We start from the raw sequence: 22,615 nt of genomic DNA, 5'->3' as shown, positions 1-22,615 counted from the left end.
CACCTCAGCCTTTCGCCTCAGCACGAAGACGGAAGGCCATCACGATCGCGACGATGCCGGCGGCGATCAGCCAGACGCAGGAGACCACCAGGAGAGCGCCCAAGGACACCACCGGGTTGATGAGGAGCACCGCACCGGCGAGGAGCGTGATGGCTCCGGCGGTGATGTCCCACATACGTCGGCCCGGGGCCGGCCGGAGGACGGCGCCGATGATGTCGACGATGCCTCCGATGACCCACCAGACTCCGAGCAGCAGAGTGACGATGAGCACCGTCTGCACCGGGTCTCGCAGGAAGAGCAGGCCGACGATGATCGCCAGCGCACCTGAGAAGCCGACGACCGCTCGCAGGCCGCCTTCCATGGAGCTGCCGGCCACCGCGGCGATGAGGCGGAACACGCCGGACACGATGACCTGGATCGCGACGATCACCGCGAGTACGACGAGCGTCTGCTTCGGCCAGACCGCCAGGATGATGCCGAGCGCGGTGGTGACCAGTCCGTAGGCCAGGACAAGGCCCCAGTAGTCCCCGAGGCCCTCGAACACGGACCCCGAACCCACCGGACGGTCCGGCGCGCTCGCGATCGGGTCTTGGTCGGCGTCCATGTCCTGCGCGTCGCGGCTCGGGTCCTCGGGTCTGGGGATGTCGGAGCTTGCCACGTCAGAACTCGGCATCGCTCGACATCAGCTGCGCGAGCGACCAGATGACGAAGATGTAGAGCGCCAGCATCGCGAGTGCCCAGAACGGGTAGTAGGGCATGAACATGAACGCGGAGACAGAGCCGAGGACCGCGATCATGATGCCGGAGACACGGGCCCACGTCTGCCCGAGGAGCATGCCGATGCCGACGGCAATCGCGATCACCCCCAGGATGAGATGGATCCAGCCCCAGGCGGTGATGTCGAACTGATAGACGTACTCGACGCCCTTGACGTAGACCTTGTCCTCGGCCACGGCAGCGATGCCGGCGAGGAGCTGGAAGATGCCTACGATCGTGAGGATGGTGCCGGCGAAGATGGCGCCGGAGAAGGCGAAGGCGGTCTTGACCGGAGTGTCATAGCCTCCGCCTCGTGAAGTGGTGCTGCTCATGATGGGGTGCTCCCTATGGTCGTGAGCGGTTCTTCGTCGACCGCTTCGGTGGACGAGAAGTTAGGCGGCGTCAGCCCCGACGGGCTCACCCGCAACGGGCGATCCTCCGGCGCCGAAGACGTTCGCAGCGCGGATTCCCGGCGCTCGGTCAGTCACACGGCCAGAGTTCCGGTCGCCATGTCCTCGCTGCTGGTGTGCCTCAGCCGAGCAGTTGCTGTTTTGCGGCTGCGAACTCCTCGTCGCTGAGAACCCCCTGGCTGTGCAGTTCACCCAGCTTGGCGAGCTGTCCGATCAGATCGTTCTGCGCCGGGGCCGCCGGCGCGAGCGGTGCGGGAGCCTGGGCCGCTGCGTACTGCTGCTGTTCGTACGCCTGTGCCTCGGCCCGTTCCTGGGCCCTGGCCGCCTGCCGGCGGTTGATGGCGTTCGAGGTGGCCGTCGCGGTGCCGGCGATGACAGCAGTGCGTGCGACGGTACCGAGCAGGCCGGGGCGGCCGATGCGTCGGGCGAACATGGCGGGTCTCCTCTGCTAGCGGGCGGATGCGAAGGCGAGCTCGACGTCCTCGGGTGGCACGCGGAGGAACAGCTCGACCTCGGCGCCCACGTTCCGGATCCGGGTGACGGCCTCCCGCGCCCAGACCTCCTCGTAGACGACAGCGAGTCCCGCCTGCCCCGGTTCGAGGGCGGTGGCGAACAGCTCGATGTCGGTGTCGCTCAGCAGGTCGTTGGCGTCGATCTCGAGCCCGGCGAGCTCATTCGGCAGGCCTTCCTGCTCCTCGAGGTCGAGGGCACGGAAGGTGCCATCGGCGTCCTTGGCCATCAGCACGCAGTCGATGATCTTGATGACCCCGCTCTCGACCGAAGGTCGCAGCACCGCCACGACGTCGCCGAGATCGACCTCCTCCGACATCGACAGGAACAGAATCTCGACCGGGCCGCGGTCCATGGTGCCTCCCTCTTGTCGTACGCCTGCCGGACGACAGAACAGCTCGGACGCTAGGTCGCCGAGTAGCGACGGCGCTCACCCGCATCGGGTGACCTGCGGCGGTCACCCCTTCCGGGCGATCCGGGAACCGGCCCGGCATAGCAGCCTCACCGATCGTGGCCAGACTCCTCGCTCCTTCATTCAGCGGTTACTCACGGTCCTGGATCAGGTCCGACGTGCTCGCCGGGCTCACCGTGTGGGCTGTGCTCGTCCCGGAGTCGTTGGCATACGCCACCATCGCCGGTGTTCCGCCCGTCGTGGGCCTCTACGCGGCTGTGCCTGCGTTGGTGCTCTACAGCCTGCTCGGCTCCTCGCGCCACATGATCGTCGCACCGATGTCGGCGACCGCGGCTCTCTCGGCAGGGATCGTGGGATCCTTCGCCTCCGGTGGGGCCGACGTCGTCGCGCTCACCGTCGGCCTGGCGATCGCGACGGGCGTCGTCGCTCTCATCGCCGGCATCCTGCGCCTGGGCTTCCTGGCCGCCTTCATCAGCGAGCCGGTCCTGCGCGGCTTCATCATCGGGCTCGCGCTGACGATCATCATCGGACAGCTACCGCCACTGGTCGGTGTGGAGAAGGGCTCGGGCAACTTCTTCGAGAAGTCCTGGGACCTTCTGCGCCACCTAGGTGACGTCGACGCCCTGACCATCGCCATCGGAGTCGGCAGCCTCGTCGTCCTGCTCGTGCTCCGGCGTCTTGTCCCGCTCCTTCCCGCCTCCTTGTTCGTGGCGCTGGCCTGCATCGGGCTCACCGCCCTGCTCGACCTCGACGGTCGGGGGGTCGCCATCGTCGGCCACATCGAGGCCGGGCTGCCTGCCATCGGGCTCCCGGACGTGTCGGCCGCCCAGTTCCGCGACCTCTTCGCGGCCGCCGTCGGCTTGATGCTCGTCGGCTTCGTGGAGGGCCTGGGCGCCGCGAAGACGTACGCCGCCAAGAGCGGGTACGACATCGACCCGAACCGAGAGCTGCTCGGCCTGGGCGTCGCCAACCTGGGGTCAGGGCTGGCCAGCGGCATGGTGGTGAACGGCTCGCTGTCCAAGACCGCCGTCAACGGATCGGCCGGTGCGAGATCGCAGCTCTCGGCGGTGACGGCGGCGACGCTCACGCTGCTCACCCTGCTGTTCATGACCCGGCTCTTCTCCGACCTTCCAGAGGCCGCGCTCGCCGCGATCGTGATCGCCGCGGTGATCGAGCTCGTCGACTTCTCCGCGCTGCGGCGGCTGTGGCGGGTTCGGACCGGACAGCTCACCAAGGTCTACCAGCTCAGCGCACGCGCCGACTTCGTGGGTGCCGTCGCCGCCCTGGTCGGCGTGCTCGTCTTCGAGACCCTGCCCGGCCTGGTGATCGGCATCGGCGTCTCCTTCGTCCTGCTCATCGCACGGACCTCGCGGCCGCACATCGCACCACTGGCCCCCGTCGCCGGTTCCGACGCGGGTTCCGACGACGGCGTCGCGGCACCGCACCCGGGCCTGTGGGTGGACCAGAGCCGCAACCCGGTGTACGCAGGGGTCCCGGGTGTCCTGGTGGTCAGGGTCGAGGCGTCCTTGCTGTTCGCGAACGCCGACTACGTGCGCGAGCGGATCCGCGAGCTCGCCACGGACGTCCCCGACCTCCGGCTGGTGGTGCTCGACGGCCGGGCGACTCCGTCGATCGACGTCACCGCCACCGCGATGCTGACCCAGCTGCGCGCAGACCTGCGGCGCGCCGGTGCCGACCTGGTGCTGGCCGGCGACGTGGGCCAGGTACGCGACGTGCTGACCCAGGCCGCCGAGGAGGGCCAGCCGCTTGTCTACCCGACCGTCGAGGCCGCCCTCGCGGCCGCTACTGCAGGGCCGCCGTCAGACGCATGACGTTGTCGATGTACGCAGCCCCGCGGCCGCGCCGCGACCAGCGCTCCGCGGTGAGCTCGCTCGACCTCTTCCGATAGTCGTCGAGCACGCCCTGCAGATCGCGGACCACGCGATCACTCTCGAGCAGCAGGACGACCTCGTAGTTGAGCGCGAAGGAGCGGTAGTCCATGTTCGAGGAGCCGATCACGGCGATCGTGTCGTCGACGGTGAAGAACTTGGTATGCAAGACGTAGGGCACGGGGTAGAGCCGGATTCTGACACCGGCATCGAGGAGGTCGGAGTAGTAGGAGCGCTGCGCGTGGAAGACCATGAACTGGTCGGCGCCCTCGTTCACGAACAGCTCGACCTCGACACCCCTCTGGGCGGCCGTCGTGACCGCGTAGAGCAGCGATTCGTCGGGCACGAAGTAGGGGCTGACCAGGCAGATCCGTGACTGGGCGCCGTAGATCAGCGTGTTGAACAGGCGCAGGTTGTTCTCGGTCACGAACCCGGGTCCGCTCGGCACGATCTGGCACGAGACGTCCTCGGCGGCTCGTCCGGTCCGCTGGCCCTCCAAGGGCGCGCGTGGACCGAGCAGGTCCCGGATGTTCTCGGCGGTCTCGGCGTACCAGTCGGTCGCGAAGACGATCGCCAGGTCCCGCACCGCCGGCCCCTCCACCCGGACCATCAGGTCGACCCACTCGCGGCCGGCCTTGTGGTTCTTGGGCTTGTCGTAGCCGGGCTCGATGAGGTTCTGCGAGCCCGCGAACGCAACCACCCCGTCGACGACGAGGATCTTGCGGTGATTGCGCAGATCCGGGCGGCGGAGCTCACCGCGCAGCGGCCGGACCGGAAGCATCGCGGCCCACCTGATGCCGGAACCCTCCAACCGCGACAGCATGTCCCGGTGACCGGGGATGCCGCGCGAGCCGAGGTGGTCGAAGAGGAAGCGCACCTCGACCCCTCGGCCGACCGCCTCGACGAGCGCGTCGAAGAAGTCACCAGTGGCCTCGTCCCAGGCGGAGATGTAGAACTCCACGTGCACGAACGATCGCGCCCGGCGTACGTCCGCCGTCATCGCCGCGATCGTCTCCGCGTACTCGGGGAACACCTCGACCCGGTTGTCTCCGGTCAGCGGCAACGATCCCAGGTGCTCGTTCAGCCGGACGGCTCCCAGCGTCGGGCCCGCGGGGGCGGTCAGCGCCGCCGGGTCGGACCTGAGCTCGGCGCTGATCCGCTCGTTGACCTGCCGCTGCCACGCGCGGCGCTTGCGGCCGACGCTGGTGCTCCCGAAGAGCAGGAAGGCGAGCAGGCCGAACGCCGGCAGCGCCAGGATGAGGAACAGCCAGGCGAGGCCGGTCGACGGCTTCCGGCCTCCGGGTATCACGCCCAGCGCGACCACGCAGACCGCGACGTGGGCAACAGCGAGAGCTGCGCTGACGAGGCTGGCGATCCAGGTGCCCTCATCCATCAGAACGACGCCACGCCGTCGCCGAGCATCTTGACCCCGAGCACAGAGAGGAGAACGGTCATGATCACCGCGTTGTAGGCGATCATCCACGCCTTGATGCCATCCAGGAGCCCAGCCGCACGCTCCCCCGCCACCAGGTAGATGCCGAAGGGCACGAGCACACCCAGGCTCGCGACGACGGTGAACACGGCCACCGCGACGATCTGCTGGTTGGTCTCCGAGGTCGCCGTCGCGATCGTGGTGCCCGCCGAGATCACGAGCAGCAGGTTTTTCGGGTTGACCGTTCCCAGAAGCACCCCGACGCCGAACGCCTTGAACGCGTTGAAGGCGTCGATCGTCGCCATCCAGTTCGGGACGGGCGCGGACTCGCCCTCGGCCGGCCGCCCCTGCCAGCTGCGTACGGCGAGCAGCAGGAGCAGGGCTCCGAGGAAGATCTTCAGCAGGACTGCCCAGAGCGGCGTGTCCTGGCCCCCTGATCCGGCACCGCCGGCGAGCAGCGCGACCAACGTCCCGAGGACGAAGATTCCGGCGAGCCACCCGAGGACGAAGGCCGTGCCGTTCGAGCCAGCACGGCGGCTGACCAGCATGAGAACGAGTGCGACGATCGGGAAGGGACTGACGAGCACCCCGACCGCGATCGGTAGAGACTGGCCGATTGCTTCTTCCATGGCCCGACCTCAGCGCAGACCACCTTCTCAGGCATCACCTGCTCCGGGTGAGAACCGTGCGCGCCCGTAGCACGGTCCGGACGATGACCGGGTCCTCGACGAGCAGCCGGCCGAGCAGCGCGCCGCCGACGATGATGCCGCCGAAGCCGATCAGCCAGGTCGAGAGCGCGAGGATCACACCCAACATGCCGAACTGCTCGGCGTTCGACTCGACGTAGGCAGGCATGAACCATGCCGATCCCAGGCCGTAGAGGACCTGCACAAGGCCGGTCAGCACCGCCCCCGGGAGCAGCAGCCACCCTCGGACGCGCCCGAACAGCAGCACCCAGCTGCTCCCCCACCACACGGCGCTCGCTCCCACGATCTGGAGCAAGGGTCGGAGTGCGTCCCCTGGGTCGGTGAGCAGGTTGACGACTGCGTTGACCACACCGAGACACCCCAGCCACGTGCCCACCCAGAGAAAGCACCGACCGGCGCCCCGCAGGCCTCCGACATGCTCCCGCTCCCAGACCCGCTCGAACATCCGCTGTACGGCGCGACCGAAGGACGTCGCCGACACGATCGTGATAGCCAGGCCGACGGCGCCGGTCTCGGAACGTACCTGGTCCAGGTCGACCTCCCCGGCCACCTGGCGGACGGCCTCGTCGCCGAAACCGGTGACCTGTGAGACCTGTTCCAGCGCCGTCCCGATGAGGTGGGGCAGGAACGCCGCGAGGACGACCAGCATGGGCACCATGGCCAAGAGCGACTGGGCGGCGATCAGCATGCTGCGGTCGACGAACTCGATCCGGATGATCTCTGTGCCGAGGTTCCGCAGCAGAGGTATGTGGGCGACCAAGGTGTCCACCCGACCCCGCAGAGCAGCCACGTTCACGTGAGCAGTGTTCCCTGGAGTCGCCCGCTCACCATCGCCCATTTCCGGTGACCGCGCCGGGCATCGAGCCGCCTAGGCTGATCAGACCACCGTCCCAGGCCACCCTCTGGAGCCAACGTGAACGGACACCTGATCGGCGATAAGCGCTCATGACCCGGATCCTCATCCGGGTCGGCTCGTCGGTGTCGGACGACGTCCTCGAGACGTTCCCGCACCTGACCCGGGCCACACAGCCGGCGACGACGACGCTGGTCGGCGACCTGGCCGACGCGAAGGAGCTGCAGGCTGTGCTGGACCTACTGAGCACCCTCGGCGTCGACGTCATCGAGGTCGTCACGATCCCCGAGTAGCTCCACCGGGGCACTTCCCGCGATGAGCGGCATCAGCCAGCGCTTGGCCGGGTCGGCCTCCACGAAGACCGCTCGCACGAAAAGGGTGAACGGTACTGCCATCACAGCACCGATCGGGCCCATGATCCACGACCAGAAGATCAGGGACAGGAACGTCAGCGTCGCCGAGAGCCCCACCGCCTCACCGACGATCTTTGGCTGGATCACCGACTGGATGACCACGTTCAGGAAGCAGTACACAGCGATGACCGCCAGCATCAGCGTGACGTCCGCATCCAGCAGCGCGAGGATCGCCGGTGGTAGCAGACCGATCACGAAACCGATGTTCGGGATGTAGTTGGTGAGGAACGCAAGCAGGCCCCACACCAACGGCGCCGGTACGTCCAACAGATAGAGGGCAAGCGTGTCGAGGGCGGCGACGATCAGGCCGAAGACCGTCGAGACCAGCAGGTAGCGACGAGTTCCGACCGCGAACGAGGACAAGGCACCTACGAGGCCTGGGCGGCGGCTACCGATCGAGGCGAGCTGCCGGGGCAGAGCCGTCGCGTCGATGGCCATGAACAGGCACAGCGCCAGGATGAAGACCATGGTGGACAGCAGTCCGAACATGCCGTCGAGAGCACCCGAGACCAGGGACAGCAGATTCGAGGGGTCGAACGAGCCGACGATCGCACGCACCTCGTCCGCGCCGATGCCGATCTCGGTGAGCCAGTGGGTCAGGTCCTGGACATGCTCCTTGGCCGCATCGCCGTAAGCGCCCAGCAGGGTGCCGAATCGGGCCACCGCCAGCAGCACGCACACCCCGAGGCCTACGACCCCGAGGACGACCACGATGATGGAGAGAGCAGTGGCGACGCCGGACGGGAGTCGCCGCGCCAGCCAGTTCCGCGCGGGATGGACGACAATGGTCAGCACCATCGCGAGGAACAGCGGTCCGAGGATGCCATTGGCTGCCTGGAGCCCGGCTACGAGGATCACCACCGCGGCCGATCCCAGCAGGACCGCCAGGACCCGGAACGGCGGTGACCAGCTCGTGGCCGGCTCTACCCGGTTCTGTGTCCTGGGGCTCACGGCTCCATGCTTTAGCCCGTACGACTTGGCTGTATCACCCGTTAGGGGTGAGCGCGACCACCCGTCTGCGCGTACCCCCGGTTAGGTATATGGGTCATTCGGATCCTCATCTTGCCGAAGAGTCGCTGATTGGATGGTTCCCGACAGTGGCGTCTCGGCGACGAGAAGAGCGAAAGTTTGCGGATGGTGGGCGCTGGTTCTCGCGCGTACGTGACGCCGAGGAGGCTGTGTGTTCCGCGCGTGCAGTCAGGGTTCATCAGGCGGGATCGGTTGGTCGAGGATGCCGTCGGGCGGTGCCACTTCACGCTGATCTGTGCTCCCGCGGGCTACGGAAAGAGCATGCTCGCGGCCGATTGGGCCACCCGCGCCGCTGCCCGCGGAGAACCGGTGGCCTGGTTGTCCCTGCAGGAGCAGGACGACAAGCCTTACGAGTTCTGGTCCGCGTTGATCGAGTCCCTCCTGCGGGCCGGGCTGCCAGGGAGGACCGAGCAGCTCGACGGCCTGACCCCACCCCCGCAGGGGACCGAACCGAGGTTCGTCGCGAAGATCGTCGACTCGCTCTTGATCGCCGGTGTGCGCTGGATCGTGCTGGACGACGTACATCTGCTCCATGACGACCAGGTGCTGCATGGGCTCGAGGTCCTCCTTGCCGAGTTGCCGCCCGAGGTGGGGCTGGTGATGGCGTGCCGGTCCGAGCCGTCGCTCCCGCTTCATCGGCTGCGGCTCGACGGGGAGCTTACGGACGTACGCGACAAGGACCTCGCCTTCACCGATGAGGAGGCGCTGGAGCTGTTCGCGTCCGGCGGCCTATCGATGACGCCGGACGCGATCTCCCATCTCGTCGGCGTGACCGAGGGTTGGGCCGCCGCGCTCCGGATGGCGGTGGTCGCGGCCACCGCCGGCGATGCCGACCCCGCCGAGGTCGTCTCGTCTTTCGACGGCGATGTCCGCACAGTGATCGAGTACGTCTTGGCAGAGGTCGTCCACCGGCTCGACCCGGAGCTGGCCGAGTTCCTCTATGCGACCTGTGCGCCCCAGCACCTCTCGATCGACCTTGCTGCCCACCTGTCGGGCAGGCCCGACGCCGGCACTCTGCTCGACCGGCTGTGCGCGGCGAACGCGCTCGTCAGCCAGTCGGGCGACTCGACGTGGTACCGCTACCACGCCCTGCTGCGGACCTGCTTGCTCGCTGCTCTGTCCCGGCGCGACGTCGAGGCACCGGCACGCCAGCATCGGGCCACCGCTGTCTGGCTCGCAGCCCACGGCGAACCCGCGGCCGCGCTCCGGCATGCGGAGTTCGCCGGGGACATGGACCTGCTCGACGACCTGATCGTCGGAGTAGGGCTCCAGATGGTGCTGTCCGGACGCGGCGATGTCGTGCGCGCAGCCATCGCGTCCCGCGATGCGTCCGTCGCCGACCATCGGGTCACGATCATTGCCGCCCTGGCAGCACTCGATGCCAACGACCTCGCCGCTGCCGACGACGCTCTGGGCGCGGTGCCGACCGGTGATCCGCCGCTCGAACCGACGTACGCCGCGATGCACGCCGCGGCCGTCGTCCAGCGTGCCCTCGCCGGAGGCGACGTCATCGCTGCCCTGCAGGACAGCGCGATCCTCGATGTCGCCAAGACGGGAGACGGCGACGTCAACCTGGTCCTGCTCGCCCAGCGCGGGCCCGCTCGGATGCGCACCGGCGACTACCTCGGAGCCATCGACGACCTCGAGCAGGCACTCGTGCTGGCCCGCAGTCGTCACTACGACCAGGTCGTGCTCGAGACCATGTCGCAGCTGTCCGGGATGACCAGCGCGATGTGTGACTTCCACGCCGCCCTCGACTGGTCCGACCAGGCCATCGCGTTCGCCACCCAGCACGGATGGCGGGACTCGCCGAGGCTCGCCCCCTCCTACCTGGTGGCCGCATGGACCGCATTCCTGACCGGACAAGGCCAGGCACAGCTGGAGTACGCCGAGCTCGGCATGCGAGCGCTGGAGGGGGTGAGCGACGCCGAGGTCGGGCTCGGCATACGCGGCATGCACGCCCTGGCGACCTTCGAGGCCACGACCGGCCCGGAGCGCGCCGCTGCTGTCGAGGCCTTCCGGCGGATCTGGCAGCTCGAGGCCGCCCAGCACGTCTCTCCTGCGGCGACCAGTGCCGCCACGCCTCAAGAGGTCAGGATGGCCCTCGCCACCGGCAACGAGAGCTGGGCGCGGGAGATCGCGGCCCGCGTGCGCGACCAGATGCCGGGAAGCGCCGAGTGCACGATCCCGGACGCGCAGATCCTCGCCGCATCCGGGCGGACGCGCGACGCGCTGACCGCGCTCGAGCCGGTGCTCGACGGCACCTGCCCGGCGCATGCACCGACGACCCTCGTCTACGCGCAGGTGCTGGCCGCTTCCCTGGAGTCGGCGGTGGGCAACGACGTCCGTGCCTTCGACGCGCTCAGGAAGGCTCTCGAGTGGGCGGTCCCCAACAACTTCCGCCGGCCGTTCATCGACCTGTGGCCGCATCTGGAGCGGCTGGTCTCGGCGAACCGCTCACGGTTCGGGCCCGCCGAGGACTTCGTCGCGGCACTGCTCGCCTACCACGACGAGCCGGAGGAGCGCCCCATCCGGCTCATCGGCACGCTGTTGAGCGCCCGCGAGATCGACGTGCTCCATGACCTCCCCTCGCGGCTCACGATCCCAGAGATCGCGGCCGCCGAAGGGGTCAGCGAGAACACCGTGAAGACGCACGTACGCTCGATCTACCAGAAGCTCGGCGTGAACACACGGTCAGCGGCGGTGCGTGAAGCACGCGAGCGGGGACTGATCTGACACCACCCACGACTCGTCATCGGATATCCGGGACGCTTGCGCTCCGAGCCACGGCCGAAACCAGGGAGCCGATGGCGATCCCGATCACCAGGTTGATCAGCATCGTGACGAGCTTGGTGTCCAGACCCGCCTCGGACGTGAACGGCCACAGCGCCGCGATGACGGTGGCCAGGCCGACGATCCATCCGAAGAAGGTCTGCGGCTGCGGCGTTGTCACCGCCAACACATGTGCGACAGCTGTGGCCAGCAGCCCGGCGATCGCGGCCCAGGTGGCATACCACCACGTCGAGGCGTCTCCCCAGACCCCGTCGCCCTCGGGCGCGAGGATGGGAACGTCGAAGATGCCTCGGGCGATCACGATGCCGGCCACCGCGAGCAGGGCGGCCACGACTGCAGCGGCGGCGCCCCCCGCCCAGAGCCGGCCGGTGTCGACGGCGGGCCGCAGTCGTGGGGAGGGCGGTCGGTTCATCACCATGGTCAGTCTCCGTCGTCAGTCGGCTCTGCGGTCTCGGTGCGGAAGATCTCCTCGAGGTCCTCGGCGAGCTCGTCGTCCAGCTCGGCGTAGACGAGCGTGGGGTCACCGTGCTTCATCGCCGCGGTGACGGCATCCGGGTCACCGTCGCTGCTCAGCACCACGAGTGCGGACTTGCCCGGCCCGAGGTGCTCAGTGACATCGGCGAGGACCTGGTCGCCGATGCCGGCCTGCCTCAGCCGTTGAACCGCAGCCGCGGATGCCGCCCCTACAACGGCGCCCGCGACCGGATTGAGCACGAGGATCCCGAGAAGGCCACCGAGCAGCGAGCCCTTGGCTGCGGCACCGGCCGTACGGTGGCGGAGGTGGCCGATCTGCGGCTCCTCCGCACCAGGGAACCAGGTGAGCGTGATCGCGTCGTGCACGGTGAGCGCCCCACGATCCTGCAGGTCGGTGAGCCAGACCTCGGCGTCTGCGGCGCCCATGATCCGGTCGTAGACCCATGCGGTCAGGCTCGCCATCACCAGTCCTTGCTGTCGTCGGCATCGGCTCCTCACCGACCATCCCGGCGGACCGGGCTCCTCGCCTCACCCGAATTCGGCGAGCTGCCGGGCCTGGATGATTCGTACCGTGCTGCGCGTGAGCAGTCGAGGTGGACCATGACGAGGGTGATGATCAGGGTGAACGGTGAGCTCGCCCGAGAGCTTCAGAGCGCGTTCCCCCAGTTGGCCGCTCAGGCGCATCATCAGGAGTCGACCCTCGCCGGCGAGGTGCCCGACCAAGAGGCGTTGCAGGGCATCCTGCACGCCCTGCAGGCCCTTGACATCAATGTGATCGAGGTCATCACCATCCCCGACTGAGCCCCGGCGGCCGCCGATGACGTGCCGCCCGCTGAGCGGCATCGAAGATCGCCTGCCACGGCAGGGCCTGGTCCGCGGGCATCTGACGGGGAGGGTGGAGGGGCCAGAGGTCGGGACCCTCGATGAGGTGTACGCCGGCGGCGCGGAGCGCGGCCATGTGGGAGGCCCAGGCGGGATGCTCCGCGTGGGCGGCGTTGATGAGCGGGAAGAGCACGACGGGGACGGTCGCAAGGCTCTCGGTGACGACCGTCAGGGCCTGATTGTCGGCAAGGCCGAGGGCGATCTTGGCGGTGCTGTTGAAGGTCGCCGGCGCCACGACGATGACGTCGAGCTGGGCCGGGTGGGTGCGTGGCTCCCACGGGAGACGGCTCGGCCCGCGAACAGGGAAGCCGGTGGCGGCCTCGATGCGCTCGGCCTCCCCGTTCGCGCTGAGCCAGCTGAACGCCGTCGGCGTCAGGGTCACCGGCACCTGGTGACCGGCGACACGCAACGGGGTGACCAGCTCGTCGCAGAGCTGCTCCACACCGGCTGCGGCGCAGGCGATGACTCCGACGATGGCCACCCCGTGAGCGTACGTGACCAGGGCCCGCGGATTCAGCCAATCTTGCCCGCGCCGGCCTTGATCGCCTCCCGGATCCGGACGTAGGTGCCGCAGCGGCAGATGTTGCGGATCTCGTCGATGTCGGCGTCGGTGACCGAACGACCCTCGGCGTGGGCCTTGTTGACCGTCGCGACCGCGGCCATGATCTGGCCGGGCTGGCAGTAGCCGCACTGGGCGACGTCGGCGTCGAGCCAGGCCTCCTGCATCGGGTGCAGGCCGTCGCCGGGGACGGTGTCGGCCAGGCCCTCGATCGTGGTCACCTCGTCGTCCTCGTCGAGGGCGCTGATCGGGGTGGCGCAGGGGTTGAACGCCTTGCCGTTGATGTGCGACGTACAGGCCTTGCACACGTTGATCCCGCAGCCGTACTTGGGGCCACGCACGCCGAGCACGTCACGCAGGACCCACAGCAGGCGCTCGCTGTCCTCGACGTCGACCGTGACCTTCTCCCCGTTGAGCTTGAAGGTGTAGTTGGGCATGCTCTTTCCCCTGTTCAGTAGGTGTAGCTGAGGCCGTCGGTCGGCGAGGCGGGCACGGGCGGGACGAACGACTTCACCTCGAACGAGATCGGGTCGTGGTGGTTGATCGGGAAGGAGGTCGGCGTGGTGCCCGTCGCCCGGGCGTAGGCGCAGGCCACCGCCGCGAACGAGGCCGCGACCCCGGCCTCCCCCGCACCGCCGGGGATGTCGGTGACCGGGTCCATGACGAAGACGCGTACGTCGGGCGGGGTGTTCCACTGGCGGGTGTAGAAGTAGTTGTCCCAGCTGGCCTCGAGGTAGTGGCCGTCCTCCAGATGAGTGCTGGCGGTCAGCGCGAGCGCGATGCCGTCCATGATCCCGCCCTGCATCTGCGCCTCGACGCCCTTGGGGTTGATCACCTCGCCGCAGTCGATGGCGAAGGTGACCTTGGTGACCCGGGGGCCGGTGACGGCGTTGTAGACCTTCCGGCCGACGGTCTCGGGGCGGCAGTCGATCTCGACCAGGCAGGCGGAGTAGCCCTTGTACTCCTGGTGGACCGCGATGCCCTGGGCCGTGCCGGCGGGCATCGACCTGCCCCAGTTTCCGGCCGCGGCCACCTGCTTGATGACGCGGCGCAGGCGGTCCTCCTTGGCGTACTTGAGCCGGAACTCGACCGGGTTCAGCCGCATCTTCTTGGCGACCTGGTCGATCGTCAGCTCGAGGGCCGTGCGGACGTCGGGCGAGTAGACGTTGCGCACGGCGCCGGAGTTGATCGCCTTGCTGGTCGTCTCCATGAGGCCCTGAGTGGTGACGCCGAAGTCGTAGGGCACCTGCTGCGAGGTCACGAAGATGGTCTCCGAGACGCCCAGGTTGCTCACCCCGGCGGGGAGAGAGATGGCGGACGAGGTCAGGATCTCGCCGAAGCCGTGGCGGTAGTCGGTGGCGGTGCAGGTGTGCTGCTGCTCGACGGAGAGGATGTTGTCCCCCGCCCAGACCGCACGCACCCGCGACGTCGCCATCGGGTGGTTGCGGCCCTGGCGGGGCTCGTCGGCGCGATGCCACATCAGCCGGACCGGCGCCTGGCACTTCTGCGAGACCAGGGCCGCCTCCAGGGCGGCGTCCCAGAAGAGCTTGCGGCCGAAGGAACCGCCGGACTCGACCACGTTGAACGTCACGGCCGTCGGCGGAAGACCGAGCTCGAGCGCGATGCTCTCAGCGGCCACGATCGGCGTCTTCGAGCCGGCCCAGATCGCCGCCTTGTCGGCGCGGACGTCGGCCACGGCACAGTTGGTCTCCAGCGGCGAGCCGCTGCGGGTGTAGAAGACGAAGTCGGTGTCGTGCGTCTTGACGTCGGCCGCGGTCAAACCGCCGGTCAGCCCGCCGGTGACGCCGACCACGTCGGTCACCGTGCCGAGGAGCTCCTCGACGTCCGGCACCAGCATCGGGCGCTGGATGCCGCGCAGCTCCTCGAGGACGTCGGCGTCCGACCTGCCGCTCACGGTGCCGGGGTTCCACTCGACGTCGAGGGCACGGACGGCGTTGATGCACTGACCGAAGGTGCCGGCGCGTACGGCCACCCCGGTCGGGATCGTGACGACGTGGGTCACGCCCGGCATCGCCTCGACGGCCGCCTTGTTGCGGACGGAGCGCACCGTGCCGTTGTGCTCGGGGGCGCGGCAGACCATCGCGGGCAGTGCGTCGGGCACGTCGAGGTCCATCGCGAACTGCTTCTTCCCGGTGACCGCGTCCAGGGCGTCCTTGCGGCGCCGCGGGGTGCCGATCACCGCGAAGTCGGACTTCGGCTTGAGGTCGACGTCGACGACCTTCGTCACCAGGGCCGCCGCCGAGGTGGCCAGCTCGCCGTAGGAGATCGAGGCGCCCCCGGGGGCGGAGATCACGCCTTCGTAGACGGAGAGGGTGTCGTGAGGCTGGGCGAGCGCGATCGCCGCGGCGTCGAGCAGCGCGCCGCGGGCGATGGCGGCGGCCACGCGTACGGGCGTGTACATCGCATGGATCGTGTTGGAGCCGCCGGTCATCTGGTTCCAGATCAGCTCGGGCCGCGCCTTCGACAAGGTCACGTTCACCTTGCTGAGCGGCAGATCGAGCTCCTCGGCGATCAGCATCGCGATCGAGGTGGTGATGCCCTGGCCGACCTCCGCGCGGGGCAGCTCGAACGACGCGGTGCCGTCCTTCTCGACGACGACCTGGATCAGGTTCGCCGTGGGGCGAGCGGCATCGGTCAGCAGGTCGTTGAGATCGTAGAGATCGGCCGGCTGCGGGACCCCGGGCACGACCGCCGCCGCCGGGGTGCCGAGGCCGATGCCGAGCTGGGCCGCGCCGGTGACGGTCGCTGCGGCCAGGAGGTAGCCGACAAAACGGCGGCGGCCGATCTCGTGGTCGGCAAGGCCCGATACCGACAGGCCTGATGACGTCTCGGGATGTGTTGACAAGGCGGTTTCCTCCGTTGGTCCGGTCGGGTCCTGGTCACGTTATGTGTGGCGCGTCACACCTGTGTCGCCCTGGAACGCCAACTTCGTTGACTTTCCGCGCCAGCTCGCGCGATCGGCTCACACCGAGGTCAGGGAGCCTTTACGGAGCGCGCCCGGCGTGACTCCGAACCGGGACCGGAAGGTGCGGGCGAAGTGCGACGGGTCGGGAAATCCCCAGCGACTCGCTATCGTCGCGGTCGATCGCGAGGCATGGGCCGGGTCGACCAGAGCGTCCCGGATCGCCAGCAGACGGAACTCCCGCAGATGCGCCATCGCCGAGAGCGGCTGGCCCTCGAAGAGCCGGTGGAGGCTCCGGGGCGAGAGCCCGTGGGCGGCCGCCACCGCGTCATGGCTCAGATCCGGATCGGAGGCGTGGGCCTCCAGGTGGGCGATGACTCGGGTCCGGAGCGCCTCTCCCGGGTCGACCAGATCCTCACCGCCGACCAGGCTCGAGAGCAGCTGGATCGCCGCCTCGCCCAGATGTGTCGCTCCCCCGGCCTGCGGAACCTGACGCACGGCGCTCCCCAGCAGATGCCCGAGTACGCCGGTTCGGCCGTCGGTCGAGGTCCAGCCGTGCGCCATCGACCGCTCGACCGCGGGACCGGGTGCCGCAAGCGCGCGGCGCGGGAGCGTCATCGCGAGACACTCCCACGCTTCGTCGAAACGCAGCTCGTAGGGGCGGCTGGTGTCGTAGATCGCGATGTCCCCCGGCCTCAGGACGAGCTCGGTGCCGCCCTGCCGTACGACGGACCGGCCCCGGCGCTGGATGCACACCTTGAACGGCTCGTCGGGTACGTCGGCGAGGGAGCGGCGGGTGCGGCGTACGACCTGCGGGGTGCCGCCGACCCGGAACGCGTCGACGCGACCCAGGCTCGCGTGCTCGATCGCCCCGGCCAACGGGCCGGGCAGCACCTGCTGCCCGGGTGGCAACCGCTCCGCCTGCAGTCCTGAGAAGGCGTCCGCGAGCGCGGTACGCCACCTCTCCGACACTCCGCCCGAGTCCCCATGCGTCATGCCGAGATACTGCGCACCCGGCGCATCGGGCGGTACCCCCGTAGGAGGGCGGGGTCAGTCGATCAGGCCGGCCTCGCGGGCCATCCGGACGGCGTGGACCCGGTTGTTGGCGTTGAGCTTGCGGGTCGCGCTCTTGAGGTAGGACTTCACGGTGCTCTCGACGATGCCGAGGGCCTCGGCGGCCTCCCGGTTGCTGTTCCCGAGCGCCACCTGGCGCAGGACGTCGATCTCGCGCGCGGCCAGGCGCACGGCAGGGACCAGCTGGGCCGGGCGCCTCTCCCCCGGCACGGCGGTGAGACGCAGCACCATGGCCTCCAGGCGGCTGCGTACCTCGGGGTCCATCACCTGGCCGGCCAGATCGGTGAGCTCGGCGGCCATCTCCCGGCGTTCGGCGAGGTCGCGCTTCGCCGCAGCCGCGGCCTCGACCGAGCTCGAGGCAGGAGCCGGCGTAGGGGCCAGCCGGGAGAGCCGGTTGCGGACCTCGTCGTCGATCAGGATCTCGCGCTCGAGGGTGCGGATCAGCGGGCGCAGCCCGTCGAACCAGACGCCGCCGAGTCCGAGTCGCGACCGGGAGGCGAGGTAGATGAGCATCCGTGGGCTCCGGTCGACCAGGATCGGCAGGGCCGCGACGGTCTGGATCTGCTCCTGCGCCACCGCGGTGTCGTAGAGATGGGTGATCCCTCGCGCCGTGTAGTAGTGGTCGACGGAGCCGGGCTGGCGGGTCTGCAGGGTCTTCCCGCCCAAGCCCTCCCCGTTGACGACCCGCAGGCCGCGCAGGGAGACGCCCTTCGCGCCGCAGGTCGCGGTGATGTCGATGGCTGTGCCGTCGCCGCGGACCGGACCTCCGAAGGCGAGGTCCAGCCCCGACGCGGCCCGGAAGGAGGCCAGCGTCTGGGCGATCCGGGACCCGTCGTACGGCGCCTCAGGGGCGATCGCGGGGGTGCTCATGACGTTGAGCGTAAGTGACGGCCATCACAGGCAACAAGAGGCAGACCCCCTCCTTCGAGGGCACTCGTCCGGGGGTATCGGACATGTGGCGACCGTCCCACACTCGGTTCACCAATCCGAGTAGGAGGCACGATCATGGCCCAAATCGCGGCTAACCGAGCCGAGGTCGACGGGCGCACCATGCGCCGCGTCGCGACGGCGTCACTGACCGGCACCACCATCGAGTTCTACGACTTCCTCATCTACGGGCTCGCCGCAGCGCTCGTCTTCAACGCCATCTTCTTCCCGTCCATGGGCGGTCCGGAGGGCACCCTGGCCTCGATCGCGACCTTCGGCGTCGCGTTCGTCTTCCGCCCACTCGGCGCGATCTTGTTCGGCCACTACGGTGACCGGATCGGCCGCAAGGCGACGCTGATCACCACGCTGCTGATCATGGGATCCTCGACGTTCGCGATCGGGCTCATCCCGAGCGTGGAGTCGATCGGCAAGAGCGCCGTGGTGATCCTGGTGGTGCTGCGTGCGCTGCAGGGCATCGCGCTCGGTGGTGAGTGGGCCGGCGCCGCCCTCCTCACCACGGAGTACGCCGCCCACGGCCAGCGCGGGCGCTACAGCATGTTCCCGCAGCTCGGTCCCAGCCTGGGCCTGATCATCGCCGCCGGGGCGATGCTGACCACCTTCCGCCTGATGGAGCCCGACGCCTTCGCGGCCTGGGGCTGGCGGATCCCGTTCCTGGCCAGCGCCGTCCTGATCGGCGTCGGCCTCTGGGTGCGGCTGAACATCGCCGAGACGCCCTCGTTCAAGAAGGTGCAGTCCGCCGGCACGCGCAGCGCGCTGCCGTTCGTCGGCTGCATCCGCGACCAGTGGCGCCAGGTGCTGCTCGGCGGCGGCATCATGGCGATCGTCTTCGGTGCCTTCTACACCGGCGCCAGCTTCATGGTCGCCCACGCGGTCGGCACCCTCGGCCTGAGCATGACCCAGGCTCTGCTCGGGGTCATCGTCGCCGCGTTCGCGATGAGCGTGACGGTCATCCTCTCCGCCTGGCTCTCCGACGTGCTCGGCCGCCGCACGGTGCTGCTCCTGGGTGCGGCCTTCGGCATCGTGGCCGGTCCGCTGGCGTTCGGCGTCATGCAGCCGGGCAGCTTCGCGAGCTTCGCGCTCGGCAACAGCCTGCTGCTCTGCGTGCTCGGCCTCAACTACGGTCCGATCGCGGCGTTCCTGCCCGAGACGTTCCAGGCGAAGTACCGCTACACCGGCGCCGGGCTGGGCTACAACATCGCCGGCATCCTCGGCGGCGCCGTACCGCTGGTCATCGCGGAGGACCTGCTGGCCCGGTGGGGCACCGACGGGATCGCGTACTTCCTCACCGCTCTGGCCGTGCTGAGCGTCGTCTGCCTGCTGGTCGCCAAGGAGACCAGCCGCGTGGAGCTCGACGCGGAGCCGGCGCCGGCCTGATCCACCCTCCTTCGGGGGTGTGGCGGACACCACGGTCTCGGTCATGCTCGCGGCATGACCGAGACCTCATCCATCACCGCATCGTCGGCCCGTGGCGACATCGACGTTCCGCTGCTCGAGGAGACGATCGGAGCCAACTTCGAACGCACCGTCGCCCGCCACGGAGAGCGTGAGGCGCTCGTCGAGATCGCCACCGGACGACGCTGGACCTACGCCTCGTTGAACGCGGATGTCGACGCCCTCGCGGTCGGCCTCCGCAAGGCGGGTATCGGCAAGGGTGACCGCGTCGGCATCTGGGCTCCCAACTGCGCCGAGTGGACGATGGTCCAGTTCGCCACCGCGAAGATCGGCGCGATCCTGGTCAACATCAACCCGGCCTACCGCACCCACGAGCTCGCCTACGCGCTCAACCAGTCCGGCGTGCGCCTTCTGATCAGCGCCACCGCCTTCAAGTCCAGCGACTACGTCAAGCTCGTCGGCGAGGTCGAGGCCGACTGCGGCGCGCTGGAGAAGACCGTCTTCCTGGGTACGCCGGAATGGGACGCCCTGCTCGCCGCAGGCCGTGGCGAGCGGCTGGCCGACCATGTCGACTACACCCTCGACCCGAACGACGCCATCAACATCCAGTACACCTCCGGGACCATGGGCTTCCCGAAGGGCGCCACGCTGTCGCACCGCAACATCCTCAACAACGGCTTCTTCGTCACCGAGACGATCCACTTCACCGAGGAGGACCGGCTCTGCATCCCGGTGCCCTTCTACCACTGCTTCGGCATGGTGATGGCGAACCTCGGCTGCACCACCCACGGCGCGACCATGGTCATCCCCGGCCCTGGCTTCGACCCGCGTACGACCCTGCAGACGGTCCAGGACGAGCGGTGCACCGCGTTGTACGGTGTGCCGACGATGTTCATCGCGATGCAGGACGACCCGGGATTCGCCTCGTTCGACCTCTCGACCCTGCGCACCGGGATCATGGCCGGTGCGCTGTGCCCGATCGAGGTCATGAAGCGGTGCGTCAGCGAGATGCACATGAGCGAGGTCGCGATCGCGTACGGGATGACCGAGACCTCTCCGGTCTCCTGTCAGACCCGCACCGACGACGACCTCGAGCGGCGCACCGAGACGATCGGCCGGGCCGCGCCGCACGTCGAGATCAAGATCGTCGACCCCGCCACCGGCGAGGTGGTCCCCCGTGGCACGGCGGGCGAGTTCTGCACCCGCGGCTACTCGGTGATGCTCGGCTACTGGGACGACGACACCAAGACCGCCGAGGCGATCGACGCCGACGGCTGGATGCACACCGGCGACCTGGCCGTCATGCGCGAGGACGGCTACTGCGTGGTCGTCGGCCGGATCAAGGACATGGTCATCCGCGGCGGGGAGAACATCTACCCCCGCGAGATCGAGGAGTTCCTCTTCACCCACCCCGACATCGCCGAGGCCCAGGTCGTGGGTGTGCCGGACGAGAGGTACGGCGAGGAGCTCTGCGCCTGGATCCGGATGCGCCCCGGCGCCGAGCCGCTGGACGCCGCCGCCGTCCGGGCCTTCGCCGACGGCAAGCTCGCGCACTACAAGTCGCCGCGCTACGTGCTCATCGTCGACGAGTTCCCGATGACGGTGACCGGCAAGGTCCGCAAGATCGACATGCGCGAGCAGAGCGTCGCGCTGCTCGGCCTGTGAGCCGCCGCATGGCCTATTGGCACCGCACCGGCCCACGCACGCTCACCCCGACCGAGCACGTCGGCGGCGCCTGGGACCTGGACACCCAGCACATCGCCACCCTGCTCGGCGTGCTCGCGCACGAGGTTGAACGGGACCGCGACGCCCGCCGCGACGACGGAGTCCAGATCTCTCGGATCAGCTACGACATCCTCGGCACGATCCCGCTCGAGCCGGTCGACGTCGAGGTCGCCGTGCTCCGGGCCGGCCGCACGATCGAGCTCGTCGAGGCGCGCGCCTGCCACGGCGGCCGGCCGGTCGTGCTGCTCCGCACCTGGCTGACCGCCGGCTACCCGACCGGCGATCTCTCGGGCACCCATCACGTGACCATGCCCCCACCGGACACAGTGCCGGCCTGGGACATGACCTCGCTGTGGGACGGAGGCTTCATCGCCTCCGTCGAGGTGCGCCGTCACGACCTCGGCCCGGGGCGGGCGCAGTCCTGGGTGCGTACGCCTCATCCGCTCGTCGCCGACGAGGAGGTAAGCCGGCTCGCGCAGGTCGCCGGGCTGCTCGACATCACCAACGGTGTCGCCGTCCGGGTCGACCCGAAGGACGTCAGCTTCCCCAACCTCGACCTGACCGCGCACCTGTTCCGTGCCCCGGTCGACGGCTGGCTGGGGCTCGACACGACCGTCTCCTTCGGTCCCGGCGGTGCCGGCGTGACCACCAGCGTGCTCCATGACGAGCGCGGCGCCTTCGGCGTCAGTACCCAGTGCCTGACCGTGCGTCCGTGACGGTGTCGTCTCCTGGCAGCGGGCCGGGGCGCGTCCCCGGGGGTGAGGTGAGGTGCCAGTACGCCGCGACGGCTGCGGCCGCGGCGACCGTGCCGAGCCACCCGAGCGTCAGATCGCCGATGGTGTCGCGGTAGGCCCCGGTGTGCTCGGCGGATCTGGTGACGAACGAGAGGTACTCGAACACCTCCCAGCCCAGCGCGATCGTCATCCCCACGGACACGGCACGCTCGAGCGCCTGTCGAAAGGTGCCACGCCGCAGGGTGAGCAGGACAGCCGCGGCACTGAACTGCGCCGTCGCGGCGAAGTGGCTGAGGTCGTCGAACCACACGACGGTGTCGTAGAGATCCAGACGGTTGCCGAGGATGTCGTTGAAGCAGGCCGACGAGATGAGCAGGTCGGCCGCCCAGGGGAAGGGGGCCTCTGGGCGGCGCACCAGCCAGATGAGCGGTATGACGAACGCAGGCAGCGGATAGAGGAGGGCCCGGGCGACCGGGGCCTTCCCCTCCAGGTTGCCCCAGGTCGGGTCGACGCCGACACGCACGAGGAACAGCAGGAGCAGCACCTTCGCACCGAGGTCCAGCAGGACGACCACGTCGCTCCTCGGCCACCCCGACCGGTGCAAACCGGCTGCTTCTTCCGTCATCCCTCGATCGTTTCGCCGCCACGACGGTGGCCACAAGGTCGCTGGTCCCGGGCCAGGGTGCCCTCCGCCCTCGGT

23 protein-coding genes are annotated in these 22,615 nt (G+C 69.2%); 7 read left to right on the top strand and 16 right to left on the bottom strand.

The features are described from left to right. Nucleotides 1–4: 4 nt before the first annotated feature. The 4 genes from OG984_RS05755 to OG984_RS05740 form a co-directional block, all read right to left on the bottom strand. Nucleotides 5–658: an HdeD family acid-resistance protein gene (locus tag OG984_RS05755; RefSeq protein ID WP_328530680.1), complete on the bottom strand. Its 654-nt coding sequence runs from the start codon at nt 656–658 to the stop codon at nt 5–7. Between the two features lies 1 nt (nt 659). Continuing rightward, the gene (locus OG984_RS05750) at nt 660–1,088 is read right to left on the bottom strand and encodes a DUF7144 family membrane protein (RefSeq protein WP_328530679.1); all 429 of its coding nucleotides are present in this window, start codon (nt 1,086–1,088) and stop codon (nt 660–662) included. Between the two features lie 199 nt (nt 1,089–1,287). After that, nucleotides 1,288–1,599: an SHOCT domain-containing protein gene (locus tag OG984_RS05745; RefSeq protein WP_328530678.1), complete on the bottom strand. Its 312-nt coding sequence runs from the start codon at nt 1,597–1,599 to the stop codon at nt 1,288–1,290. A 15-nt stretch (nt 1,600–1,614) separates the two neighbouring features. Then, a complete protein-coding gene (locus OG984_RS05740; RefSeq protein WP_328530677.1) occupies nt 1,615–2,031 on the bottom strand; it encodes a DUF6325 family protein in 417 nt (138 codons plus the stop codon). Between the two features lie 155 nt (nt 2,032–2,186). On the opposite strand from OG984_RS05740, the gene OG984_RS05735 reads away from it, so the two are divergent. Continuing rightward, nucleotides 2,187–3,920 (top strand): SulP family inorganic anion transporter, encoded by a 1,734-nt coding sequence (locus tag OG984_RS05735; RefSeq protein ID WP_328530676.1) that lies wholly within the window; start codon nt 2,187–2,189, stop codon nt 3,918–3,920. On the opposite strand, the gene cls is transcribed toward OG984_RS05735, so the two are convergent. The 3 genes from cls to OG984_RS05720 are packed head-to-tail and all read right to left on the bottom strand — an operon-like array spanning nt 3,892 to nt 6,912. Continuing rightward, entirely contained in the window at nt 3,892–5,370 is a 1,479-nt protein-coding gene (cls, locus tag OG984_RS05730; protein WP_328530675.1) for a cardiolipin synthase, read from the bottom strand. The genes OG984_RS05735 and cls overlap by 29 nt on opposite strands. Then, complete coding sequence (locus OG984_RS05725) at nt 5,370–6,038, bottom strand: GAP family protein (RefSeq protein ID WP_328530674.1); 669 nt, start codon at nt 6,036–6,038, stop codon at nt 5,370–5,372. The genes cls and OG984_RS05725 overlap by 1 nt, the downstream gene beginning before the upstream one ends. Before the next feature lie 34 nt (nt 6,039–6,072). Then, nucleotides 6,073–6,912 (bottom strand): YhjD/YihY/BrkB family envelope integrity protein, encoded by an 840-nt coding sequence (locus OG984_RS05720; RefSeq protein WP_328530673.1) that lies wholly within the window; start codon nt 6,910–6,912, stop codon nt 6,073–6,075. 149 nt (nt 6,913–7,061) lie between these two features. On the opposite strand from OG984_RS05720, the gene OG984_RS05715 reads away from it, so the two are divergent. Next, nucleotides 7,062–7,262, top strand: coding sequence for a hypothetical protein (locus tag OG984_RS05715; RefSeq protein ID WP_328530672.1), 201 nt, complete (start codon nt 7,062–7,064; stop codon nt 7,260–7,262). Here OG984_RS05715 and OG984_RS05710 read toward each other — a convergent pair. Continuing rightward, complete coding sequence (locus tag OG984_RS05710) at nt 7,209–8,333, bottom strand: AI-2E family transporter (protein WP_328530671.1); 1,125 nt, start codon at nt 8,331–8,333, stop codon at nt 7,209–7,211. The two genes, OG984_RS05715 and OG984_RS05710, sit on opposite strands and share 54 nt — an antisense overlap. Before the next feature lie 339 nt (nt 8,334–8,672). On the opposite strand from OG984_RS05710, the gene OG984_RS05705 reads away from it, so the two are divergent. Next, entirely contained in the window at nt 8,673–11,147 is a 2,475-nt protein-coding gene (locus OG984_RS05705) for a LuxR C-terminal-related transcriptional regulator (RefSeq protein WP_328530670.1), read from the top strand. Between the two features lie 16 nt (nt 11,148–11,163). Here OG984_RS05705 and OG984_RS05700 read toward each other — a convergent pair whose 3' ends face one another. Further along, complete coding sequence (locus tag OG984_RS05700; protein WP_328530669.1) at nt 11,164–11,622, bottom strand: DUF6069 family protein; 459 nt, start codon at nt 11,620–11,622, stop codon at nt 11,164–11,166. Nucleotides 11,623–11,624: 2 nt separating this feature from the next. Next, nucleotides 11,625–12,140, bottom strand: coding sequence for a DUF1269 domain-containing protein (locus OG984_RS05695; protein ID WP_328530668.1), 516 nt, complete (start codon nt 12,138–12,140; stop codon nt 11,625–11,627). Nucleotides 12,141–12,278: 138 nt separating this feature from the next. Between OG984_RS05695 and OG984_RS05690 the strand changes: the two genes are divergently transcribed. Further along, nucleotides 12,279–12,479 (top strand): hypothetical protein, encoded by a 201-nt coding sequence (locus OG984_RS05690; protein ID WP_328530667.1) that lies wholly within the window; start codon nt 12,279–12,281, stop codon nt 12,477–12,479. On the opposite strand, the gene OG984_RS05685 is transcribed toward OG984_RS05690, so the two are convergent. From OG984_RS05685 to OG984_RS05665, 5 genes are all read right to left on the bottom strand, one after another. After that, entirely contained in the window at nt 12,463–13,041 is a 579-nt protein-coding gene (locus OG984_RS05685; protein WP_328530666.1) for a flavoprotein, read from the bottom strand. The genes OG984_RS05690 and OG984_RS05685 overlap by 17 nt on opposite strands. A 32-nt stretch (nt 13,042–13,073) precedes the next feature. Continuing rightward, nucleotides 13,074–13,556: a (2Fe-2S)-binding protein gene (locus OG984_RS05680; protein ID WP_328530665.1), complete on the bottom strand. Its 483-nt coding sequence runs from the start codon at nt 13,554–13,556 to the stop codon at nt 13,074–13,076. A gap of 14 nt (nt 13,557–13,570) precedes the next feature. Next, the gene (locus tag OG984_RS05675; protein WP_328530664.1) at nt 13,571–15,985 is read right to left on the bottom strand and encodes a molybdopterin cofactor-binding domain-containing protein; all 2,415 of its coding nucleotides are present in this window, start codon (nt 15,983–15,985) and stop codon (nt 13,571–13,573) included. Between the two features lie 117 nt (nt 15,986–16,102). Further along, nucleotides 16,103–17,038: a helix-turn-helix domain-containing protein gene (locus tag OG984_RS05670; protein ID WP_328530663.1), complete on the bottom strand. Its 936-nt coding sequence runs from the start codon at nt 17,036–17,038 to the stop codon at nt 16,103–16,105. 54 nt (nt 17,039–17,092) lie between these two features. Beyond that, nucleotides 17,093–17,986, bottom strand: coding sequence for a helix-turn-helix transcriptional regulator (locus OG984_RS05665; protein WP_328530662.1), 894 nt, complete (start codon nt 17,984–17,986; stop codon nt 17,093–17,095). Nucleotides 17,987–18,121: 135 nt separating this feature from the next. Here OG984_RS05665 and OG984_RS05660 point away from each other — a divergent pair, with 135 nt between their 5' ends. The 3 genes from OG984_RS05660 to OG984_RS05650 are packed head-to-tail and all read left to right on the top strand — an operon-like array spanning nt 18,122 to nt 21,897. Next, nucleotides 18,122–19,438, top strand: a complete 1,317-nt coding sequence (locus OG984_RS05660) for an MFS transporter (protein ID WP_328530661.1) — start codon at nt 18,122–18,124, stop codon at nt 19,436–19,438. Between the two features lie 54 nt (nt 19,439–19,492). Further along, the gene (locus tag OG984_RS05655; RefSeq protein ID WP_328530660.1) at nt 19,493–21,121 is read left to right on the top strand and encodes an AMP-binding protein; all 1,629 of its coding nucleotides are present in this window, start codon (nt 19,493–19,495) and stop codon (nt 21,119–21,121) included. Beyond that, the gene (locus tag OG984_RS05650; RefSeq protein WP_328530659.1) at nt 21,118–21,897 is read left to right on the top strand and encodes a thioesterase family protein; all 780 of its coding nucleotides are present in this window, start codon (nt 21,118–21,120) and stop codon (nt 21,895–21,897) included. The genes OG984_RS05655 and OG984_RS05650 overlap by 4 nt, the downstream gene beginning before the upstream one ends. On the opposite strand, the gene OG984_RS05645 is transcribed toward OG984_RS05650, so the two are convergent. Continuing rightward, nucleotides 21,866–22,540 (bottom strand): hypothetical protein, encoded by a 675-nt coding sequence (locus OG984_RS05645; protein ID WP_328530658.1) that lies wholly within the window; start codon nt 22,538–22,540, stop codon nt 21,866–21,868. The genes OG984_RS05650 and OG984_RS05645 overlap by 32 nt on opposite strands. Nucleotides 22,541–22,615: the final 75 nt, after the last annotated feature.

Source organism: Nocardioides sp. NBC_00368 (assembly GCF_036090055.1).
In the GTDB taxonomy this organism is placed as follows: Bacteria; Actinomycetota; Actinomycetes; order Propionibacteriales; family Nocardioidaceae; genus Nocardioides.
The sequence above is the reverse complement of the archived record's forward strand: the minus strand, read 5'-3'. Positions and strand labels throughout refer to the sequence as shown.